General features: G+C 37.8%; 20 protein-coding genes. 19 read left to right on the top strand and 1 reads right to left on the bottom strand.

Features of this window, described 5'->3' with window-relative positions:
• Nucleotides 1-13 precede the first annotated feature (13 nt).
• The 9 genes from BUB56_RS15500 to mgsA all read left to right on the top strand — a co-directional run bounded on the left by BUB56_RS15500 (nt 14) and on the right by mgsA (nt 8,702).
• Nucleotides 14-1,048, top strand: a complete 1,035-nt coding sequence (locus tag BUB56_RS15500; protein WP_110942194.1) for a rod shape-determining protein — start codon at nt 14-16, stop codon at nt 1,046-1,048.
• A 14-nt stretch (nt 1,049-1,062) separates the two neighbouring features.
• Nucleotides 1,063-1,893 carry a rod shape-determining protein MreC gene (gene mreC, locus BUB56_RS15495; protein WP_110942193.1) on the top strand — a complete coding sequence of 277 codons (831 nt, stop codon included), beginning with the start codon at nt 1,063-1,065 and terminating at the stop codon, nt 1,891-1,893.
• Nucleotides 1,894-1,909: 16 nt separating this feature from the next.
• Nucleotides 1,910-2,410, top strand: a complete 501-nt coding sequence (gene mreD / locus BUB56_RS15490; RefSeq protein WP_190014591.1) for a rod shape-determining protein MreD — start codon at nt 1,910-1,912, stop codon at nt 2,408-2,410.
• Between the two features lie 5 nt (nt 2,411-2,415).
• Entirely contained in the window at nt 2,416-5,178 is a 2,763-nt protein-coding gene (locus tag BUB56_RS15485; RefSeq protein WP_110942191.1) for a penicillin-binding transpeptidase domain-containing protein, read from the top strand.
• Nucleotides 5,179-5,305: 127 nt separating this feature from the next.
• A complete protein-coding gene (minC, locus tag BUB56_RS15480) occupies nt 5,306-5,938 on the top strand; it encodes a septum site-determining protein MinC (RefSeq protein ID WP_110942190.1) in 633 nt (210 codons plus the stop codon).
• Nucleotides 5,939-5,976: 38 nt separating this feature from the next.
• On the top strand, nt 5,977-6,774 hold the full coding sequence (gene minD, locus BUB56_RS15475) for a septum site-determining protein MinD (RefSeq protein WP_110942189.1): 798 nt from the start codon (nt 5,977-5,979) through the stop codon (nt 6,772-6,774).
• Nucleotides 6,775-6,796: 22 nt separating this feature from the next.
• Nucleotides 6,797-7,072: a cell division topological specificity factor MinE gene (gene minE, locus BUB56_RS15470; RefSeq protein WP_110942188.1), complete on the top strand. Its 276-nt coding sequence runs from the start codon at nt 6,797-6,799 to the stop codon at nt 7,070-7,072.
• A gap of 111 nt (nt 7,073-7,183) precedes the next feature.
• The gene (rodA, locus tag BUB56_RS15465; RefSeq protein ID WP_242946401.1) at nt 7,184-8,290 is read left to right on the top strand and encodes a rod shape-determining protein RodA; all 1,107 of its coding nucleotides are present in this window, start codon (nt 7,184-7,186) and stop codon (nt 8,288-8,290) included.
• A 16-nt stretch (nt 8,291-8,306) separates the two neighbouring features.
• Nucleotides 8,307-8,702 (top strand): methylglyoxal synthase, encoded by a 396-nt coding sequence (mgsA, locus tag BUB56_RS15460; protein ID WP_110942186.1) that lies wholly within the window; start codon nt 8,307-8,309, stop codon nt 8,700-8,702.
• A gap of 40 nt (nt 8,703-8,742) precedes the next feature.
• On the opposite strand, the gene BUB56_RS15455 is transcribed toward mgsA, so the two are convergent.
• A complete protein-coding gene (locus BUB56_RS15455) occupies nt 8,743-10,569 on the bottom strand; it encodes an NAD(P)/FAD-dependent oxidoreductase (protein ID WP_110942185.1) in 1,827 nt (608 codons plus the stop codon).
• 336 nt (nt 10,570-10,905) lie between these two features.
• On the opposite strand from BUB56_RS15455, the gene BUB56_RS15450 reads away from it, so the two are divergent.
• The 10 genes from BUB56_RS15450 (at nt 10,906) to rpmA (ending at nt 19,954) form a co-directional block, all read left to right on the top strand.
• On the top strand, nt 10,906-11,931 hold the full coding sequence (locus BUB56_RS15450) for an FAD:protein FMN transferase (RefSeq protein ID WP_110942184.1): 1,026 nt from the start codon (nt 10,906-10,908) through the stop codon (nt 11,929-11,931).
• A 26-nt stretch (nt 11,932-11,957) separates the two neighbouring features.
• Nucleotides 11,958-12,926, top strand: coding sequence for a polyprenyl synthetase family protein (locus tag BUB56_RS15445; protein ID WP_110942183.1), 969 nt, complete (start codon nt 11,958-11,960; stop codon nt 12,924-12,926).
• Nucleotides 12,927-13,033: 107 nt separating this feature from the next.
• Complete coding sequence (locus tag BUB56_RS15440; protein ID WP_110942182.1) at nt 13,034-13,783, top strand: M23 family metallopeptidase; 750 nt, start codon at nt 13,034-13,036, stop codon at nt 13,781-13,783.
• 17 nt (nt 13,784-13,800) lie between these two features.
• Nucleotides 13,801-14,679, top strand: coding sequence for a M50 family metallopeptidase (locus BUB56_RS15435; RefSeq protein ID WP_110942181.1), 879 nt, complete (start codon nt 13,801-13,803; stop codon nt 14,677-14,679).
• A 105-nt stretch (nt 14,680-14,784) separates the two neighbouring features.
• A complete protein-coding gene (locus BUB56_RS15430) occupies nt 14,785-16,623 on the top strand; it encodes a TIGR03960 family B12-binding radical SAM protein (protein WP_110942180.1) in 1,839 nt (612 codons plus the stop codon).
• Nucleotides 16,623-17,330 (top strand): TIGR03936 family radical SAM-associated protein, encoded by a 708-nt coding sequence (locus BUB56_RS15425; RefSeq protein WP_110942179.1) that lies wholly within the window; start codon nt 16,623-16,625, stop codon nt 17,328-17,330. The genes BUB56_RS15430 and BUB56_RS15425 overlap by 1 nt, the downstream gene beginning before the upstream one ends.
• Nucleotides 17,331-17,363: 33 nt before the next feature.
• Nucleotides 17,364-18,860, top strand: a complete 1,497-nt coding sequence (locus tag BUB56_RS15420) for an Rne/Rng family ribonuclease (protein ID WP_110942178.1) — start codon at nt 17,364-17,366, stop codon at nt 18,858-18,860.
• Between the two features lie 128 nt (nt 18,861-18,988).
• Nucleotides 18,989-19,300 carry a 50S ribosomal protein L21 gene (gene rplU, locus BUB56_RS15415; RefSeq protein ID WP_110942177.1) on the top strand — a complete coding sequence of 104 codons (312 nt, stop codon included), beginning with the start codon at nt 18,989-18,991 and terminating at the stop codon, nt 19,298-19,300.
• Between the two features lie 15 nt (nt 19,301-19,315).
• A complete protein-coding gene (locus BUB56_RS15410; protein WP_110942176.1) occupies nt 19,316-19,648 on the top strand; it encodes a ribosomal-processing cysteine protease Prp in 333 nt (110 codons plus the stop codon).
• Between the two features lie 3 nt (nt 19,649-19,651).
• Nucleotides 19,652-19,954: a 50S ribosomal protein L27 gene (gene rpmA / locus BUB56_RS15405; RefSeq protein WP_110942175.1), complete on the top strand. Its 303-nt coding sequence runs from the start codon at nt 19,652-19,654 to the stop codon at nt 19,952-19,954.
• The last annotated feature ends 229 nt before the right edge of the window (nt 19,955-20,183 follow it).

The following is a 20,183-nucleotide window of genomic DNA, read 5'->3' as shown; positions in this document are numbered from 1 at the left end:
AGGAGCAAAATTCATGGGAATGTTTCAGTTTTTTTCAAAAGATATGGGAATAGATTTAGGAACAGCTAATACACTGGTTTATGTAAGAGGAAGAGGAATTGTTGTTCGTGAGCCTTCCGTAGTGGCAATACAAGAGGATACAAGACAGGTTCTGGCAGTTGGACAAGAAGCAAAACAAATGATTGGTAGAACTCCTGGAAACATAATTGCAATTAGACCGCTAAAGGATGGAGTTATAGCGGATTTTGATGTAACCCAAAGCATGTTGAAATATTTTATCAGAAGAGCATATCCCAAAAAATCTCTCTTCTTTCAACCTAGGGTTGTAGTGGGAGTGCCATCCGGTGTTACTGAAGTGGAAAAAAGGGCTGTTGAGGAAGCCGCGCTACAGGCAGGTGCAAAAGAGGCTTACTTAATTGAAGAACCAATGGCAGCAGCGATTGGTGCAGGTCTACCTGTGGAAGAGCCAACTGGCAGTATGGTAGTAGATATTGGTGGCGGTACTACCGAAATTGCAATTATCTCTCTAGGGGGTATCGTTACCAGCAAATCCATAAGAATCGGTGGCGATGAGTTGGATGAGGCAATCGTTCAATACATTAAGAAAGAATATAGCTTGATGATTGGAGAAAGAACAGCTGAGGAGATAAAACTGAAAATTGGTTCCGCTTATCCAAAGGGGAAAGAAGATAAGCTTTCTATTAGAGGTAGGGATTTGGTTTCTGGCTTGCCAAAAACTCTAGAGATATCCTCTGCCGAAATTATGGATGCATTGCATGAACCAGTAAATGCAATCGTAGATGCAATTAAATATACTTTAGAAAAAACACCTCCAGAATTAGCTTCTGACATTATGGAATTTGGAATTATGCTTACCGGCGGTGGTGCACTGTTAGATGGACTGGATCGCTTAGTTCGCAGAGAAACTGGCATGCCAGTAAAAATTGCAGAAGAACCACTGGATTGTGTAGCACTAGGAACAGGTAAAACGATCGAGGAAATAGAAACTCTTAAAAGAGTTCTCATTTCCCCAAGAAAATTGGGATAAAGTGGTGAGTTGGGATGAAGGTGCTTTTTAAGAAAGGTGCATTGATGATAGTAACAGCTGTTACTATCATTCTCATTATTATGATGGGAATGTCTATTGGTGGAAGAGTAAAAATCAGCGGTCCTGAGAACATTTTTGGCAGCATGGTTACTCCTGTACAGCGTATAATATATAATGGCGGGCAGCTGATTGAGAATACAATAAGACCTATATTCGCTTTTCGCAGCATAGATAGGGATAATAAGAGATTAAGTGAAGAGAATGAGCAGCTTACTAAGCAACTGATTGAACTCCAGTTAACTCAAAATGAGTTAGAAGAGTTGAGAAACCTGTCTCGTGCATTAAATTATGTAAGCGAAGAAAATCGATTCCAGCATATTTCTGCCAGTGTAACAGGGAAAGATACAGGGAACTGGTTCAATATTTTTACGATTAATGTAGGAACTAAGGAGGGCGTAAAAAAAGACAGCCCGGTTATAAACGGTAGTGGCCTTATAGGCAGGGTTTATGAGGTGGGGGACAATTGGTCTAAGGTTATAACCATAATCGATAATAAAAGTTCTGTCAGCTTCGAGATATTAAGACAAAATGAATATATCGGTGTAATTCGCGGCAGTGTCAAAGCCAGCCTTTCTGGATATCTTATCGACCCTCATGCGGAGGTTGTAGTTGGGGATAAGCTTATTACATCAGGTCTTAGCATATATCCGAAGGGGATTTTGATTGGAGAGATTAAGGAAGTATCCAAAAAAGAAGACGAGCTTTTAAAAACAATCAGTGTAGAACCGGCAGTAAACTTTAAAAAGATTGATAAAGTTATGGTATTAATATCCCAAGGAGAATAGCAAAAGGAGTATGGGCATGAGAGTTTTTGCAGTATCTATGATTTTAATTACCAATTTCTTAATCCAGTCCACCCTATTACAGCACTTCAGAGTTTTCGGTATCGTTCCAAATACTGCACTGATTATTGTCGTTCATTTTTCTATTCTTTGGGGGAAAAATAGAGGTGCTTTGATAGGTTTTTTTGCAGGCCTGCTGCAAGATATTTTTGTGGGGAATGTTTTTGGTGCCAATACCTTAATTTATATGCTATTAGGATACAATATTGGAATGCTGGAAAAGGCAGTATTTAAAGATAATCCAGTGACACCTGTGCTATTTACGGCTATAGCCACCGGCCTGTATCATCTGCTGTTTTTTTCACTTATGTACATTTATCAAATAAGAACAGATTTTTTACTGCTTTTAAGAAGTGTAATTTTGATAGAGGCAATCTGCAATGCAGTACTCTCACCCTTTATTTATAAACAATTATACGAATTTGTTAAATTACCGCACATTAAGGTCAAAACAAGGTGATCAATATGTTAGAAAAATTAAGGGATCGATATAATCAGGTGATTGTTTTTTTTGCAGTATTTATCCTAATACTGTTTCTTCGACTGTTTACACTTACCATCGTTGAAGGTGAAAAATATAAGGAGATGGCTGATAATATTCGGATAAAAAAAATACCTATCGCGGCGCCTAGAGGAGAAATCCGTGATCGCTACGGAAGGTTGTTAGCTGGTAATAAGCCTAGCTTTACAGTTCAAATTATGAAAAATGAACTTATAGACGAGCAAACCAATGAAATCGCCATAAAGCTCTTAAGGATATTGGAAAAAAATGGGGAAAAATCTATTGACAACTTTCCAATCTTTCAGGAAAATGGACAGTACCATTTTACCTATGATAGGGAGATACAAGACTGGCTTGAAGATCAAGGCATATATGATACAAATGATGCAAAGGAAGTTTTTAATATCTTAAGGGAAAGATTAGAGATCGACCCCAATTTAGACGTTTTTGATGCCCAGGCAGAAATGCAGCAGCTACATGGCATATATCCGCCTATATCGGTCAAAACAATGAAATTTCTACCGGAAATGCAAAAGGAAAACTTTTTGCAAAAGTATAGCTTAGATACTAACTTAACAGCTGAAGAAAGTTTTATGGCCTTAAAGCAAAGATTTAAGATTCCTGATACCTATAACTACGCAGATGCTCGCAAGATCCTTATCCTAAGACATGAATTAAGGGAGCAGGGATATAGACAATACCAGCCGGTAAAAATTGCATTAAATGTATCTCATAATACAGTGGCGGCTATAGAGGAAATGAGTATGGAACTGCCTGGCGTGAATGTGGAAATGGAACCTATTCGCCAATATCCCTATGATAATCTTGGATCTCACATCATCGGATATTTAAGTAAAATTTCCGATAGCGAAAAGGAAAAATTTATCAATGAACTTAACTATAAACCAAATGATCTGATTGGAAAAGATGGTATAGAAAAGGTTTATGAGCAAAATCTAAAAGGAAAAGATGGCGCGAAGTATGTGGAAGTAGACGTATACGGAAGATTAATCAATGTACTGCGAGAAGAAAAACCAGTCAAAGGACAAAATGTATATCTAACCATTGATGCCAAACTGCAAGCGGTAGCAGAAGAGGCCTTGGCGCATGCTTTGAAGCAGATTCAGGTTGGCGGAACCTTTGAAAGCAAGTGGGGAGATTATAAATATAGTAAAGTATATAAGAATGCCGCTTCAGGAGCAGTGGTTGCCCTGGATGCAAAGACTGGTGAAGTGCTGGCATTGGCCAATCATCCCTCTTTTAATCCAAATCTGTTTGCTACAGGGATATCTGCAGCAGACTGGAAAGCTCTACAGGATCAGAACCCTAGAGACCCCATATCACCGCTGCCATTGTATAATATTGCTACAAGAGCATCCATTCAGCCTGGTTCAACCTTTAAGATGATAACAGGTCTTGCTGCTATTGAACAGGGTTTAAGTCCTAGCTATAAAATGTATGATAATGGTTTTATTCAGCTTGGATCTAAAAGCTTTGGTTGTTGGTTATGGAACAGAAGTAAAGCAAAGCATGGATGGGTGGACCTGTACCGGGCTTTGGAGGTTTCCTGTAACTATTACTTTTATAATGTATCTACAGGATGGGATCATTTTAGGAATCAACCCCTTCCTATATCTATGAATGTAAATAAGCTATTGGAATATACTAGAATGTTCGGGTTAGGGGATTCAACAGGAATAGAGATATCAGAAGCTGCATATGGAGCACCTAATCCACAAAAGAAGACAGCCAGCATCAAAGCAATGTTGAGAAGACATGTACAAGCCAATGCAAAAGAATACTTCACTGCAGAAACCGTTGCAGATAGAGCGGCTTTAGAAAAACAGATCGAGACCCTCGTTAGCTGGGCAGAGGAAAACCCCGGCAGGGGAGAGCTGATCAAGCGTGTCAGTGAACTTGGAGGGGTTAAAAAGGAAAAGATTGAAACCCTTGCGGATACTGCAAAGTTCAGTTATTTTAACCAAGCAAAATGGACAAAGGGAGATACCTTTAACCTTTCCATCGGCCAAGGAGAGCATGCTTATACACCTCTGCAGATGGCCCGTTTTATTGCAGCTCTTGCGAATGGCGGCTATTTGAATGAGGTTAGCGTAGTTAAGAAAGTAGGGAATGATTTTACTTTCGAAGAGGACTTACAGAAAGAAGAGAATAGAATACCATTAAAGGATTACAAAAATTTAGAGCACATTAAGCGGGGAATGGGCGATGCCGCTCAAGGGGAAGAAGGTACTGCAAGAAGTGTTTTTGGTAAGTTTCCTATTGAAGTAACTGCAAAAACAGGTACGGCACAGAGAGCTGGAAAAATACAGCCAAAGGATGAGGGAGAATATCTTCGTAAATATCTGAGATGGATTGCGCCGGGCTTAAAAATCGAGCAGGTTGAAGCAAGAGCCAAGGAAATTATGAAGGAAGATAGAGATAAGTATAAGGATTTAGGTATTGCTATGCGTCAGGCAATCAAAGATCTTACAAACAATCGGGTAACGGATGCAAAAATGGATGAATTCAAGGATAATTATGATAACTTTGCATGGCTTGTTTCCTTTGCACCTTATGATGATCCTCAAATCGTAGTAGTTTCGATGATATTTCAAGGTGGCTCCGGGGGATATGCGGCACCGGTTGCCAGAGAAATTATGGCAGAATATTTTGGTTTAAACGGAACAACCGAAAAGATTAATCTAAAGAATACACTTACCCAATAACTTTTGGGTAAGTTTTTTTACCACTTATTCCAAATATGACTTTTTTATTAAAAAAAGAGGATTTGCCAGTATTGTGAAGAATATATAGTTGATGTAGATTTAAGCGTTCTTTGGAGGTCATAGCAGCATGCCTAGAAACAGTTGTGTAGAGTTCAAAGGAAATAAAGAAGGTATTGTTATACATTTCGATGAAAATGTTGATTTTGAAAGCTTGAAGGAACAATTGATCAATAAAATCGAAGCGAGCAAACATTTTTTTAATGGAGCTAGAGTAGTAGATTTTATAGGTAGAATTTTATCGGAAGATGAAAAAGATGAAATTAAAGAAATCATACATAACACATATGGTATGGTAATCATTGAAAAGAAAGAGGATAATGCTATCAAGACTATTGAAAAAAGAATGTTTGAAGGTATTGAAGAAGGCAATACGAAGTTTTTAAGAGCAACAGTCCGATCAGGGCAAAAAATAAATTATTCTGGAAATATAGTGATTATTGGGGACGTAAACCCTGGAGCTGAGATTGTGGCAGAAGGAAATATATTGGTGATGGGTGCCATGAGGGGGTTTGCCCATGCGGGAGCATCGGGCAATGAACGTGCTTTTGTAGTAGCATATTGCCTACAGCCGACACAGCTTCGTATTGCGGAGTTCATAGCAAGATCCCCTGACCATGATACCATAAAACCGATAGTACCAGAATTAGCAATGATAAAGGAAAATGCTGTGGTAATAGAACCATATCTTCCAAATAAGTAAAGGATGAATAAGATATATAGACAATGGAGGGAATGAAAATGGGTGAAGTAATTGTCATAACTTCCGGAAAAGGCGGAGTAGGCAAAACAACAACTACTGCCAATATCGGTACCGGATTAGCCTTAAATGGAAAAAAAGTAGTGGTTGTAGATGCAGATATCGGGTTAAGAAATTTAGATGTTGTTATGGGGTTAGAAAATAGAATTGTGTATGATATCGTGGATGTTGTTGAAGGGGTATGCAGATTGAGACAAGCTCTTATAAAGGATAAACGGTTCGAGAGCCTTTATCTTCTCCCAGCAGCACAAACAAAAGATAAAAACGCAGTAAATCCACAGCAAATGCAGGAATTATGCAATGAGTTAAGAGAATCCTTTGATTATGTAATCATAGACTGCCCCGCAGGTATTGAACAGGGCTTTAAAAACGCTATTGCAGGAGCAGATCGTGCGATTGTTGTTACGACACCAGAGATTTCAGCGGTTCGAGATGCGGACAGAATCATTGGGTTATTAGAGGCAGCAGAACTAAGAAATCCCCAATTAATCATTAACCGTATTCGTATTGAAATGGTTAAAAAAGGGGATATGATGAATATTGAGGATATGATTGATATCCTGGCGATTGACCTCTTAGGGGTAGTGCCCGATGATGAGTCTATTGTTATTTCCACCAATAGAGGAGAGCCTGCTGTTATAGAGGATAAATCAATGGCAGGTCGAGCATATAGAAATATTACAAAAAGAATTATGGGTGAAGAAGTACCTTTTCTACAGCTAGAAGGAGAAGAAACTTTTATGTCTAAACTTAGAAAGCTATTTGGCGTAGGCAAATAGGTTTGAAAGGAGCGTTGTAACAATGGATTTTTTTAAATTATTCAGTAGAGAAGATACTTCGAGTAAGAACGTGGCAAAAGAAAGATTAAAATTAGTTTTAGTCCATGACCGGACAAACTGCTCCTCAGATTTCCTTGAAATGATTAAAGGAGATTTGTTAAAAGTAATCTCTGATTATATGGAAATTGACGAAGAAGGTACAGATATTAAAATTACTAAGACAAAGCGAACAGTTGACGAGGCTATGGTACCTGCTTTGATAGCAAATATTCCAATCAAAAAAATGAAAACGAGGTAAAAACCGACATTGTCGGTTTTTTATTTTCTAAGAGAGTATAAATAAATTCAATTGAGACAATTCAGGTCCTTATGATATAATTGTACCGAAACTGAAAGGATGAGAAGAGATATGATTGATCGTAAATTGATAAAAAATATTGATAGTGGCCTAATCATGATTGTACTGATATTATTTATGATCAGCTTAGTGATTATTAGCAGTGCAACCCATGTAATGCAGGAGGGTTTGACGAGACAGGTGAAGGTTCAGACCGTTGCATTTTGCCTCGGAATCATTGCAGTGGCTATAATTTTTTTTTTCGATTATAACACCTTTGGAGAGTTCTATACTTGGATTTATGGGTTATCTATTCTCATGCTTTTGCTGGTATATGTACCAGGGGTCGGAAAAATACAGGCAGGAGCAAGAAGTTGGATAAACCTTGGTCCTGTAGATTTTCAGCCGTCAGAACTTGTAAAAATACTCTTTGTATTATCTTTTGCAAAATTCCTGGAAAATAAGCAGCAAAATATAAATACTTTTAAGGGTTTGATTTCTGTAGCTGCATTCGCTGCACCTCCCTTAGTGCTCATATTAAAAGAGCCGGATTTGGGAACAGCGATGGTTCTTTCTATAATAATTATAGGAATGCTGTTTGTGGCTGAGCTGGATTACAAAATTATCGGTATGGGGTTGTTGGCTGGGATTATTTCGATGCCTTTAGCCTATAAATTTATGGCCCCTCACCAGCGAATAAGAATTGATGCATTTTTAAACCCCTCTGATCCTACCTTGCCTGGAAACTATCATGTTATTCAATCTAAGATTGCCATAGGCTCCGGTCAATTGTTTGGGAAAGGCCTATATCAAGGAACTCAGAATAATTTTAACTTTTTGCCTGTTCAGGAAACAGATTTTATCTACGCAGTACTAGGAGAGGAGTTTGGATTTGTAGGAGGCGCATTTGTACTAATCATGTACTTTATGTTTTTATACCGCATGATTAGAATCGCCAAGATGGCAAAGGATACCTATGGTGCACTGATAGTAACGGGAATTACTTCTATGTTTGCATTTCAAATATTTGAGAATATAGGAATGACCATGGGTGTCATGCCGGTTACCGGCGTTACCCTTTCATTTTTAAGCTATGGAGGAAGCTCTATTGTTACAAATATGATAGCATTAGGAATTGTGTTAAATGTAGGTATGCGGAGAATGAAAATTAAGTTTTAGAGAGGAGACAAATAGAATGAACATTGCATTGATTGCCCATGATAAGAAAAAGGAGATAATGGTAAATTTCGCAATTGCATATAAACACATATTATCTCAATGTAATCTGATTGCAACTGGAACCACCGGAAGAATGATTCAGGAAGCTACTGGATTAGAGGTCAGAAAATATTTATCTGGTCCACTGGGAGGAGACCAACAGATCGGTGCAGAAATTGCCAATAACAGCATCGATATGGTACTCTTTTTTAGAGATCCGCTAACTGCTCAGCCCCATGAACCAGATATATTGGCATTATTAAGACTGTGTGATGTTCATAAGATTCCTGTAGCAACCAATATCGCTACAGCAGAAATATTATTGCGTGCTATGGAAAAAGGGGATTTTCAGTGGCGAGAAGCAGGCATATAAAAAAGGTATCACCAATTGGTGACACCTTTTTTATATGAATCTAAATATTAATCTTAATTCCCTTATTTCTTACAAAATACCTCCATTGTCTCATCAGCCAAGGCATTAGATAATGATCAACCCCGAAGGAACGGCCGGCGCCTCCAAGACATGCGATAGAAGTAACGATATACCAATAATCCCATAAGCCCGTAGAAAGCAAGAAATTGATGTTCATTCCGATGGATACAAGGGCTGCAATGAAAGTAAATGTACCTGTTATAAAGGCAATGCCCAGGCCTAATTCAGTAATAACAATCAACCGTTGGAACAGTAATGCATTAGGAACAATTATAGTTTCGCAAATCCAAGCATACCAGTCCGGTGTATTCTGCCCGATCAAATTCATACCCTGTAAAACGGTTCCAGTGGCAGCATCTACTACTTGTGAAGCACTTGCTACGGCATCAGCGGCCTGTGAAGCAGCAGCAGTCACATCAGCGGCACCGGCAGCAACCCGTTGTGCATAAATAGAAACCTTTGAAAACCATCCGTCGCTGTATTTATGCATACCCTGCATAAGCCACATATAACCTAAATAAACACGCATAATAACCATCCAGAAGGAGAAAGTTTCATGAGTAAGGTGTTTTTTGATTAAATTATCATCTTTGCGCTTGTGAGTAAACTGGTGCTTTAAATAACGAATGACTTGCTCAAATCCACCTATACCAAACTGATAGTGGACATTTACCATATGCTTAATAAACATTGCCATTATTCCAGATGTTCTCATACCCATTGTATCAGCTACTGCATACTTGCGTCCGATGGATACCATTACACCATGTAATTTTGGTTTGCATTTTTCTAAAGGCTTGTCATGGATCATATTAACAATATTCATTGCAGCACTTTTACCTGTATGCAATGCGGATTCTACTAACGGTGGCAGCGCAGAACCATTCTCTTCCACAAAATAGGAATTGTCACCTACGAAGAATACATTTGGATACTTAGTAGATTGAGTGTATTCATTTACTTCAATACGTCCACGTCCCCTTGGGGCAGCCGGAAATCCAAGGGTATCAATGAAACGATTTACTTTGATACCGCCTGTCCAGATTAATGTTCGGGTAGGAATAGAAGTACCGTCTTTAATTAGAATCTCATCTCCAGATACTTTTGTAATTGGAGAATTTGTCAGTACTTGAATGTGGTTTTTTGCTAAATATCGCATTGCTTTTTCAATTAAGCTTTGATGCAGTACAGGCAGAATTTTATCCATAGCTTCTACTACAATTAAGCGCACTTCATTTCTTGATACATTATATTCTTTACAAAGTACCGGTACCCATTGGATTAATTCGCCTATCATTTCGATACCGGTAAAGCCGCCGCCGCCTACAACAAAGGTTAAATAGGATTGGCGTTTTTCTGAATCGGATTCTTTTGATGCTAACTGGAACATTGTGCGAATATGTTCATTGATTTTTTTTGCATCCTCTAAAGACCAAAGGGTGAATGCGTTTTCCTCCATCCCCTCAATGCCAAAATAAGCAGGTTCACTACCGCAGCCGATCACTAAATAATCGTATCCATATTGATTTTTTTCTGACATTAGATTCTGGTTTTCAAAATCAATAGATGTGATTTTGTCACGGATAATCTCTACATCGGTAAATTTAAAAATATCCTTTAGATACACTTTAACACTTTCTTCATCTACTCTGTTTCCAGCTACCTCGTGAAGTTCAGTCAATAAAGTGTGTCTTTCATGGACATCGATAATCGAAATTTTAACCGGTTCCTTTTTAAGCTTTTTATGCAGAGTAAGAGCTGCTTCTACACCTGCATATCCGGCACCTAAAACGATTACTCTTTTCACATAAAACCCCCCTTAAGTAATAAAAAATATTAATGAATATTTTAGTTATAAATTACATTTTCATTATATCAGAAATGTCAATCCAAGTATAATGATAAAAATAATAGAAAATGGGACTATGAGGTGGAAAAGTTTAGAGTATCTACGGATTTTGAATTATTAAGAAATTTATGGATAAATTCGTATAATTTTATTTTTTTAACATTTGACAGTTTTTTATTTAGGATATATTATTAAAATGGAATGAAACAAGAATAAATTCTTGAATAGGGTCCCAATGCATTTTGTATTGGGACTTATAGTTCTAAATATAAATAAAACAGATGGAGGAAACGGATGCTTAAAAAATATCTAATTATAATACTTATTTTTTCAGCACTGCTTACAGGATGTGAAAAAGAAAAAAAATTGGTAACCGATTCTACTTATATGCTGGGAACTTATTTACAGTTAAGTGTCTGGACTTCTGATGAAGCCAAGGGAAAAGAAATGATCGAGGCTTCTTTTAAGAGAATACAAGAAATTGAAGGGAAAATGAGTGTAAATATCGAAAACAGTGAGATAAGCACTGTGAATAATAATGCGGGCCTTAAGCCAGTGGAAGTAAGCAGTGATACTGCTTTTGTATTGAATAGGGCTGTATACTATGCTGCATTGACAAAAGGCGCTTATGATCCTACTATTGGTACGCTGGTCAAATTATGGGGAATTGGAACGGACCGGGAAAATGTACCTACCCAGAAAGAAATTAAATCAGCATTAGAACATGTAAACTATAATGCTGTTCGTTTTCAAGAAGGAAATAAGGTTGTGCTTGCCGAGGAAGGCATGCTTATCGATTTAGGAGGTATTGCCAAGGGTTTTGCTGCTGATGAGGTTACAAGAATACTAAGGGAAAGCGGCATAGAACATGCAATGATTAATTTAGGGGGAAATGTATATGCCCTTGGCAATAAAACCGATGGTACGAATTGGAAAGTAGGTATACAGGACCCTTTTGAGCCAACCGGTACCCATATGGGCATTGTGGAAATCGCCGATAAAACCGTAGTATCTTCAGGAAATTATGAAAGGTACTTTATGAAAGATGATATACGATACCACCACATCCTAGATCCCAAAACAGGTTACCCTGCAAATAATGGAGTTATTAGCACAACAATCATTACAGATTCCTCTATTGATGCTGACGCATTGTCTACTGGAGCCTATGTTCTAGGACTGGAAAAAGGGTTAGAATTGATTGAAAAAATTGATGGCACAGAATGTATTATCATAACTGAAGACAAAGGTGTTTATTTGTCCTCTGGTATGAAGGGCAAATTAAGGATTGTAAATGATTCATTCTATTTAGCGAATTAAGTATTTTGTACAAAGAAGGTGAAACCATGAGCTATTGGAATAAGTATCCCAATATTCAAAAAGAAATGGACAAAGTAGAAGAAATCTTGGCGGATACGGTAAAAAGTAGAAGAAAAATTGTACAGGATGCTTCTATGGACTTAATTCAAGCAGGTGGGAAAAGAATTCGTCCGGCATTAACAATTATATCTGCTCAATTTGGCCAATATGAAAGCGATAAAGTGACAACACTGGCTGCAGCACTGGAGTTATTTCACACTGCAACATTGATTCATGACGATATTATCGATAATGCAAAGACGAGAAGAGGAATAGAGACTGCTCAATCCAAGTACGGAAAGGATATTGCAGTCTACACAGGAGACTATCTTTTTAGTAAGGCCTTTTTACTGGTATCTCGAATAGATGGCGGGCAAAAAGTTGTTCATCTATCCAGATTCATTAAGGCTATTTGTGAAGGGGAAATCGAACAGCATGCTGCTAAATATAATAGTACTGGCTCTATCGTAACCTATTTAAAAAGAATTAAATATAAAACGGCATTGTTATTTGCCTTATGCTGCCAAGTAGGAGCTGAGGCGGCAGAATGCAGTCCAAAAACCATAAGAAGTCTTAGAAGATATGGAATGTCTATGGGAACGGCTTTTCAACTAAAGGATGATTTATTAGATCTGACAGGTGATGAAAAAATCACCGGTAAACCAGTAGGCAGTGACATTGTAGAGGGAGTCTATACCATGCCCTTGCTATATACCCTTAGAAATAATTCCTTTAGGACAAAGACACTGGAAGTATTAAATAAAACATCCTTAAGCTTTACCGATATTGCTGAACTCGTTGTTCTAATCAAAGAGGCTGGAGGAATCGAATATACAAGGGACTTTGAAAAAAAATATTACCATAAAGCAAGGCAGAGCTTAAAACAACTTAGAGATCATCCCAATGTGGCAATATTAGACGACCTAATCCGAGAAATGGAGATCAGGGTAAAATAGCTATCGACAATGAAAGGACTAAAGCTGTCTGCAGTTTTAGTCCTTTTGTAATAATTACTTTCCCGTCAAAATATATTATTAACATATAATACAAGGGGAGGGTAAACATGAACAAATTCTATGGAAGAATCAATTTAAATAAACCAAGGATATCATCTTATCCAAATTATACTCGTAGTTATCCAAGAAGCCATTATAAAGGAAAAACCTTCTATAAAAAACTACTAAGCCAGATAATCGTTTGCATCCTTTTAGTGCTATTAGCTATTCTATTAAAAACCATTAATACACCATTAACCAATCGGGCAACGGAAACAATTAAGACTTCACTGGCTGAGAACATGGATTTTAGGGGGTCTTTTAACAAAATAGTTCGTTACGCACGGGAAATTCCAAAATTACCGGAAAGAGCAGTAGAGGTTTTTATGAGTGGAGACCAATCTGCAGGTAAGAACAATTCTTTTATCCCACCGGTACAAGGGGTGATTGTTTCAAATTATGGCCAATATCATGATGCGGTTTTAAATATTAATACCTTTCAAAGAGGGATTGACATTAAACCAAGCCAAACTCAAAATATCCTTGCTGTTGAGGCTGGGGAAATAGTAGAAATCGGCGAGAGTGCAGCATTGGGTAAATATATTCAGATTCGACATGCAAACAACGTAATTTCACTATATGGGAATTGCTCTGAGATTACTGTCCTAAGAGGCAACAAAGTAGAGAAAGGCGAGAAGATTGGTGTTTTACGAGCGACAGATCGTGAAGAAGAAGATTATCTTCATTTTGAGCTTTGGGTAGATGGAGATGTGGTTGACCCAACGCAATACATAGAATTTGATAGAATAACACTTTGATAAAGGTGGTTTATTCAATGCGTTTAATAAAACTATATGATATAGAGATTCGCTTGAACCTATTGCTTTGCATTGGGTTTCTTTTCTTTTTTTTCTATGGTTATGTAGAGAATGTGATTATTTCATTTCTACTTGTTTTTATGCACGAGTTGGGGCATACACTGGCGGCTTACTTTTTTGGATACCATGTGGAGTATATTGAAATATTTCCCTTTGGCGGCGTAGCAAAGATTTCAGAAAGCATAGGAGTAGACCCATGGCAGGAGATTATCATCGCTGCTGCAGGGCCTTTTACAAGCTTTCTGCTAGCATTGATTGGATATCAGGCATCTGCAATGCTTTCTATTCAGCAGGAGTGGATTGCATTTTACATCATAGCTAATTTAGTAATTGGCTTTTTTAATTTGCTGCCAATTATTCCATTAGATGGAGGGAGAATTTTAAGGGCTTATCTTGCATACTTTGTTGGCTTTAAAAGGGCTACAAAAGTTAGCCTATGGATGTCTAAAATTCTTTGTTTTGGACTTTCTATTTTGGGACTTTATACAATAAAGCATAACCCCATGAACATTATGCTCCCTTTCCTGGCTTTTTTTGTTTATATTGCTGCCAAAAGAGAATATAGTATGGCAGCCTTTGTATTTATGAAGGACATCACAGAGAAAAAACAATATTTGCTATCAAAGGGCATATTAAAAACAAAACACTTGGTTGCAGTACAGGATTCTTCTGTAAAGGAAGTCATGAATCAATTTCTTCCTAGGAAATATCACATTGTTACGGTGATGGATACCCGCTGCAATATTGTAGGGACACTTACTGAAAATCAGATGTTGGAAGGTATGCTGAAGTTTGGGGCAAATGTTACTCTGGATAAGTTGTTAAGAAAAGCATAAAGTGATAAAATAATACTGCTTCATTTAATCTTCATATTCTTGCATTTAACACTCGGAGGATACAAATAATAGAAGTAAGATTGTTTTTGATTAGGAGGACAAATGATGAATAAGTCTGTACTAGAGGAATTACTGTACAAAGTTGAAAAACCGTCCCGGTACATAGGAAAAGAAATTAATAGCGTATCAAAGAACTTGGATAAAATTGCTGTAAGATTTGGATTCGCTTTTCCTGACATTTATGAAGTTGGTATGTCTCATTTGGGTATGCATATTCTATATAATCTACTAAATCAGCAAGAGGATATATATTGTGAACGAATTTTTGCACCCTGGACAGACATGGAAGAGCAATTGAGGAGTCAGCATTTGCCGCTTTTCACTCTTGAAACCCATAGCGCCGTAAAGGATTTAGATTTTATAGGGTTTACATTACAATATGAATTAAGTTATACCAATATTATCAATATGCTGGATATGGGACAAATTCCGATAAGAAGTAAAGACCGAAGGGAAGCTGATCCTTTTATTATAGCCGGCGGACCATGTGCTTATAATCCGGAGCCATTAGCAGAAATTGCAGATATATTTGTAATTGGTGAAGCAGAGGAAGTTATTCTTGAGATTGTTGAAGCTTACAAGCAGTGGAAATTAGAAAATAAAGAACGAAGCAGCTTCCTGGAAAGAATCGTAAATATTCCGGGAGTATATATTCCTGTCTTTTATCAGGCTCTTTATGATAAAACCGGTAAATTAACTGAATTTCTGCCGATTCAAGAGGAATATCCAAAGGAAATTACGAAGCGGATCATTGAGAATTTAGATGAGGTCTATTATCCCGAAAGGGTAATTGTACCATTCATGGATATTGTTCATGACCGTGCTATGGTAGAAGTTTTTCGAGGCTGCACAAGAGGATGTAGATTTTGTCAGGCAGGAATGATCTATCGGCCTCTCAGAGAAAGATCCATCGATAAAGTAAAATCAATAGCCCATGAGTTGATCAAGAGTACAGGGTATGAGGAGTTGTCTTTAGCATCTCTTAGTACAAGTGACTATTCAGAACTGGAAGTGCTGGTGAAACATCTTATTCAACAGCATGGCGAAGAAAAGGTCGGCATATCACTGCCATCCCTACGGCTGGATTCATTTTCTATGGAGCTGCTGGAAGAAATTCAGAAGGTACGAAAAACAGGATTAACCTTTGCTCCGGAAGCAGGAACCCAGCGGTTAAGAGATGTGATCAACAAGGGTGTGACGGAGGAAGATCTGTTAGGTACAGTAGAGAAAGCCTTTTCCATGGGTTGGAGTAATATTAAGCTATATTTCATGATTGGACTGCCTACAGAGACCTATGAAGATCTAGACGGCATTGCGGATCTTGCTCATCGTGTGATAGATACATATTATAAAGTTCCGAAGGAAAAGCGAAACAAAGGTTTGACTGTTTCGATCAGTACCTCATCCTTTGTGCCAAAGGCCTTTACGCCCTTTCAGTGGGAAGCTCAGAATACCGTAGAAGATATAAAGGCAAAACAAAACTATCTTAAAAACAAACTAAGACATAAGAACATAAAGTATAGCTACCATCAAGCTGAAACCAGCTATATGGAAGGTGTTTTCGCAAGAGGGGACAGAAGAGTAGGACAGGCGTTGATTAAAGCCTGGGAAATGGGATGTAAATTTGATGGTTGGAATGATTTTTTCAACTATGATCTATGGATGAGGGCTTTCGAGGAATGCGGCATTGATCCAAATTTTTATACAGCCAGAACAAGAGAATATGATGAACGACTGCCTTGGGATCACATTCAGACTGGGATCCGCAAACAGTTCTTGATAAACGAATCAGAAAAGGCTAAAGCGGGTATCTTAACACAGGATTGCAGATTGAATTGTACCGGGTGCGGAATTAATCAAGGCCTGATAGGTGGTGTTTGCTAATGTATAGAATAAGAGCTAGATATACAAAAACCGACATGATGAAATTTATTTCCCATTTGGATCTCGTGCGGTTGATGCAAAGAGCTTTTAGAAGGGCAGAAATTCCCTTGGTTTTTTCCAAAGGGTTTAATCCTCACCCTAAGCTTACCTTTGCGACAGCTTTATCTGTAGGGGTATCCAGTGAGGGAGAATACCTAGATGTTGAGATAAAGGATTTTATAGATCTGGATCATTTTAAGGCGAGGGTAAATCAAGAACTGCCCGATGGAATGAGAATATTGCAGTGCAAATATCTTGAACAAAAATCTGAATCAATTATGGCAATTATAGAATACTCATCCTATCTGGTCCATGTTAAGTTAGAAAAGGAAGTACCGGAAAAACTGATTACAGAGCATATTAACCATTTCTTATCTCAAAAGGAAATTTTAGCACATAAGAAACCTGGCAAGAGGAATAATGAAAAAGAGAAAGAAATAAACATAAGAACATATATTAATCAGCTAGAACTTTTTTCCCATGAAAATAATGAAGTAATGCTTAAAATGATTTTAGCTACGGGAAGCAGAGGGAATTTAAAGCCTGAGGTCGTAATACAAGCATTGGCAAGGCAGGCGCAAATCCCCTTAGACCTTGAAAAATCAAGAATACATCGATTGGAACTTTATACAACAGAAAATGGAAAGATGATGACACCTATATCGTAGAACCCATAATGAATGCCTAGGGGGATTGGTGGAATGAAAGAAATAATCGTTGATGCCAGTCTAAATCAGACTAGAGTTGCTTTGCTAGAAGATGGGGATTTGGTAGAAGTTTACACAGAGTGGGAAAGCAATCGACGAATGGTTGGAAACATATACAAGGGAAGGATAACAAATGTTTTGCCTGGGATGCAGGCTGCATTTGTTGATATTGGACTAGAAAAAAATGCATTTCTTTATGTTAAGGATGCCATCCCAAGCGATTTTACCGATGTAGACAATAAACCTTCGAGGGAAATATCCATAAAGGATGTTGTAAAAAACGGGCAGGAGATTATTGTACAAGTGATTAAGGAGCCTATTGGGACAAAAGGGGCAAGGGTGACAACCCATTTAACTTTTCCCGGCAGATACCTGGTTTTGATGCCCTATGTAAACTACATTGGTGTTTCCCGTCGTATTAAAGAGGAAAGCGAACGGGAGCGAATCAAGAAAGTGATGGAAGAAATCATTCCAAATAATATGGGGGTAATTGTAAGAACAGCGGCTGAAGGCAAGGAACACAGGGAATTAAGAGAGGACTTGAAATTCTTGATAAAGCTGTGGCAGAGAATTGAGAAAGAAAAGTACCTAGGCTTTGCACCAAAAATTATCTATAGAGATTTAGATTTGTTGCAGAGAACTTTGCGAGATATGTTTACAAATGATATTGATCGTTTTGTAATCAACAGTAAGGAAAAATATGAAAGTGTAATAGAGCTTATAGAGTGGATTGCGCCACAATTAAAAAATAGGGTAGAGCTGTTTACGGGAGAGTTAGATTTATTTGATACCTATAACATTGAAACCATGATCAGAAATGCCCTTTCAAAAAAGGTTTGGTTAAAAAGCGGTGGATATATTGTTATAGATCAAACAGAAGCTTTAACTGCAATTGATGTAAACACTGGAAAATATGTAGGCAGTGTTGATCTGGAAGATACTGTGCTAAAGATTAATAAAGAGGCTGCAAAGGAAATAGCAAAACAGCTGCGATTACGGGACATAGGCGGGATCATAATTATTGATTTTATTGATATGAATCACCCTGAGGGAGAAAAAGAAGTTCTAGATGTGCTTCAGCAGGCACTAGCCAATGACCGAACGAAAACGAATGTATTAGGCATAACCCAACTGGGACTGTTAGAGATGACAAGAAAAAAGGTTAGACAGCGGATAAGTTCTATTCTTCAAAAAAAGTGTCCCTATTGTGACGGCTCTGGGAGAATATTATCAGAGTATAATTGGATTCATTTATTAGAAAAAGAGGCAAAGAGAGTTTCACGACATACAAATTCAGAAGCAATGTTGGTTGAGGTAAACCCTTTTGTGTATAATGCCCTCAAGGCTGAAGATAAGCAAATACGAGCTCTGGAGAATCAAATTGGAATAAGGATATTCATAAGAGGTACAGAAGATGTTGTTCCGGAGGAACTGCGTGTTCGATCAATGGGAAGCTTGGAAAAAATGAATCTGCTGATAGAAAGAGAATAATTGCCGTCAAAGCGTTGACTTTTTATAGTTGATGTGATATTATTTATATTCGTAGGTAGCCGCACAAATCGGGTTTGAAACGGAAACGTACCTGGCATTTGGCGAGACTGGTAAGAGGAGGTGTAGTGATGTACGCAATTATTGAAACTGGTGGTAAGCAATACAGAGTTCAAGAAGGAGATACGCTTTTTATTGAAAAATTAGAAGCAAATCAAGGTGAAACAGTAGAATTTGATAAGGTTCTAGCTGTATCAAAAGATGGACAATTAGTTCTTGGAACGCCTGTTGTAGGTGGCGCTAAGGTTTCTGCAACTGTAATTGAGAATGGTAAAGCACCAAAGATTATCGTATTCAAGTACAAGTCAAAGAAAGATTACAGAAAGAAGCAAGGACACAGACAACCGTACACTAAGGTTAAGATCGAACAAATCAATGGATAAGGTTTGTAAAATCCTATGGTGATTATTAGAATTACAAGAGATCAGGATAATAATATAACAAGCTATTCGGTAAAAGGACATGCAGATGCTGCAGAACGCGGAGAAGATATCGTATGCGCCAGCATATCCATACTTGCTCAGACTACGATTCTAGCACTGCATGAAATCGCTGCAATTGACATAATGTATGAAGTAAATGACGGATATGTGTTCTGCAAGCTGCCAGATGAACTCTCGAAAGAAAAGAGAGAAAAGGCGAGTATTATACTCAATACCTTTCATATTGGTATAAGAGGAACACAAGGCATGTATGCAAGATATATCGAGCTTCATGATGAGGAGGTGTAGAGAATGTTACTATTTCATATAGATCTACAACTATTTGCAAGTAAAAAAGGGGTAGGTAGCTCCAAGAACGGCCGTGACAGTGAAGCAAAGAGATTGGGTGTTAAAAGAGCGGACGGTCAATTAGTAAATGCAGGAAGCATCCTGGTAAGACAACGGGGAACAAAAATTCACCCTGGAAATAATGTAGGTAGAGGTGGAGATGACACCCTATTTGCTATGGTAGAAGGTGTTGTTAAATTTGAAAGAAAAGGCAAAGACAAGAAACAAGTAAGCGTATACCAAAAAGAAGAAGCAGTTGCTAAATAATAAAAACCACGCAATATGGCGTGGTTTTTATATTGGATAAGTAAGTATAAATTCATGGGGCTTCAATAAAAGTAATTTCAAGGCTTAAAGCGTTTTATAACATTATTAAGACAATAAAAAAAGCAGGGGTTGTAGGGGATGAAATCCCCTGCCGCAGTAAGAGGGGTGCTCAGGCTGCCTTGCAGCCGTCGAAGGGGAACTAGGTTCCCCTAGCGAAGCACACGCAGTG

The organism is Geosporobacter subterraneus DSM 17957 (genome assembly GCF_900142145.1).
Lineage (GTDB): Bacteria > Bacillota > Clostridia > Peptostreptococcales > Thermotaleaceae > Geosporobacter > Geosporobacter subterraneus.
Note: the sequence above shows the minus strand (reverse complement) of the source record. Positions and strands in the feature narration are given on the sequence as shown.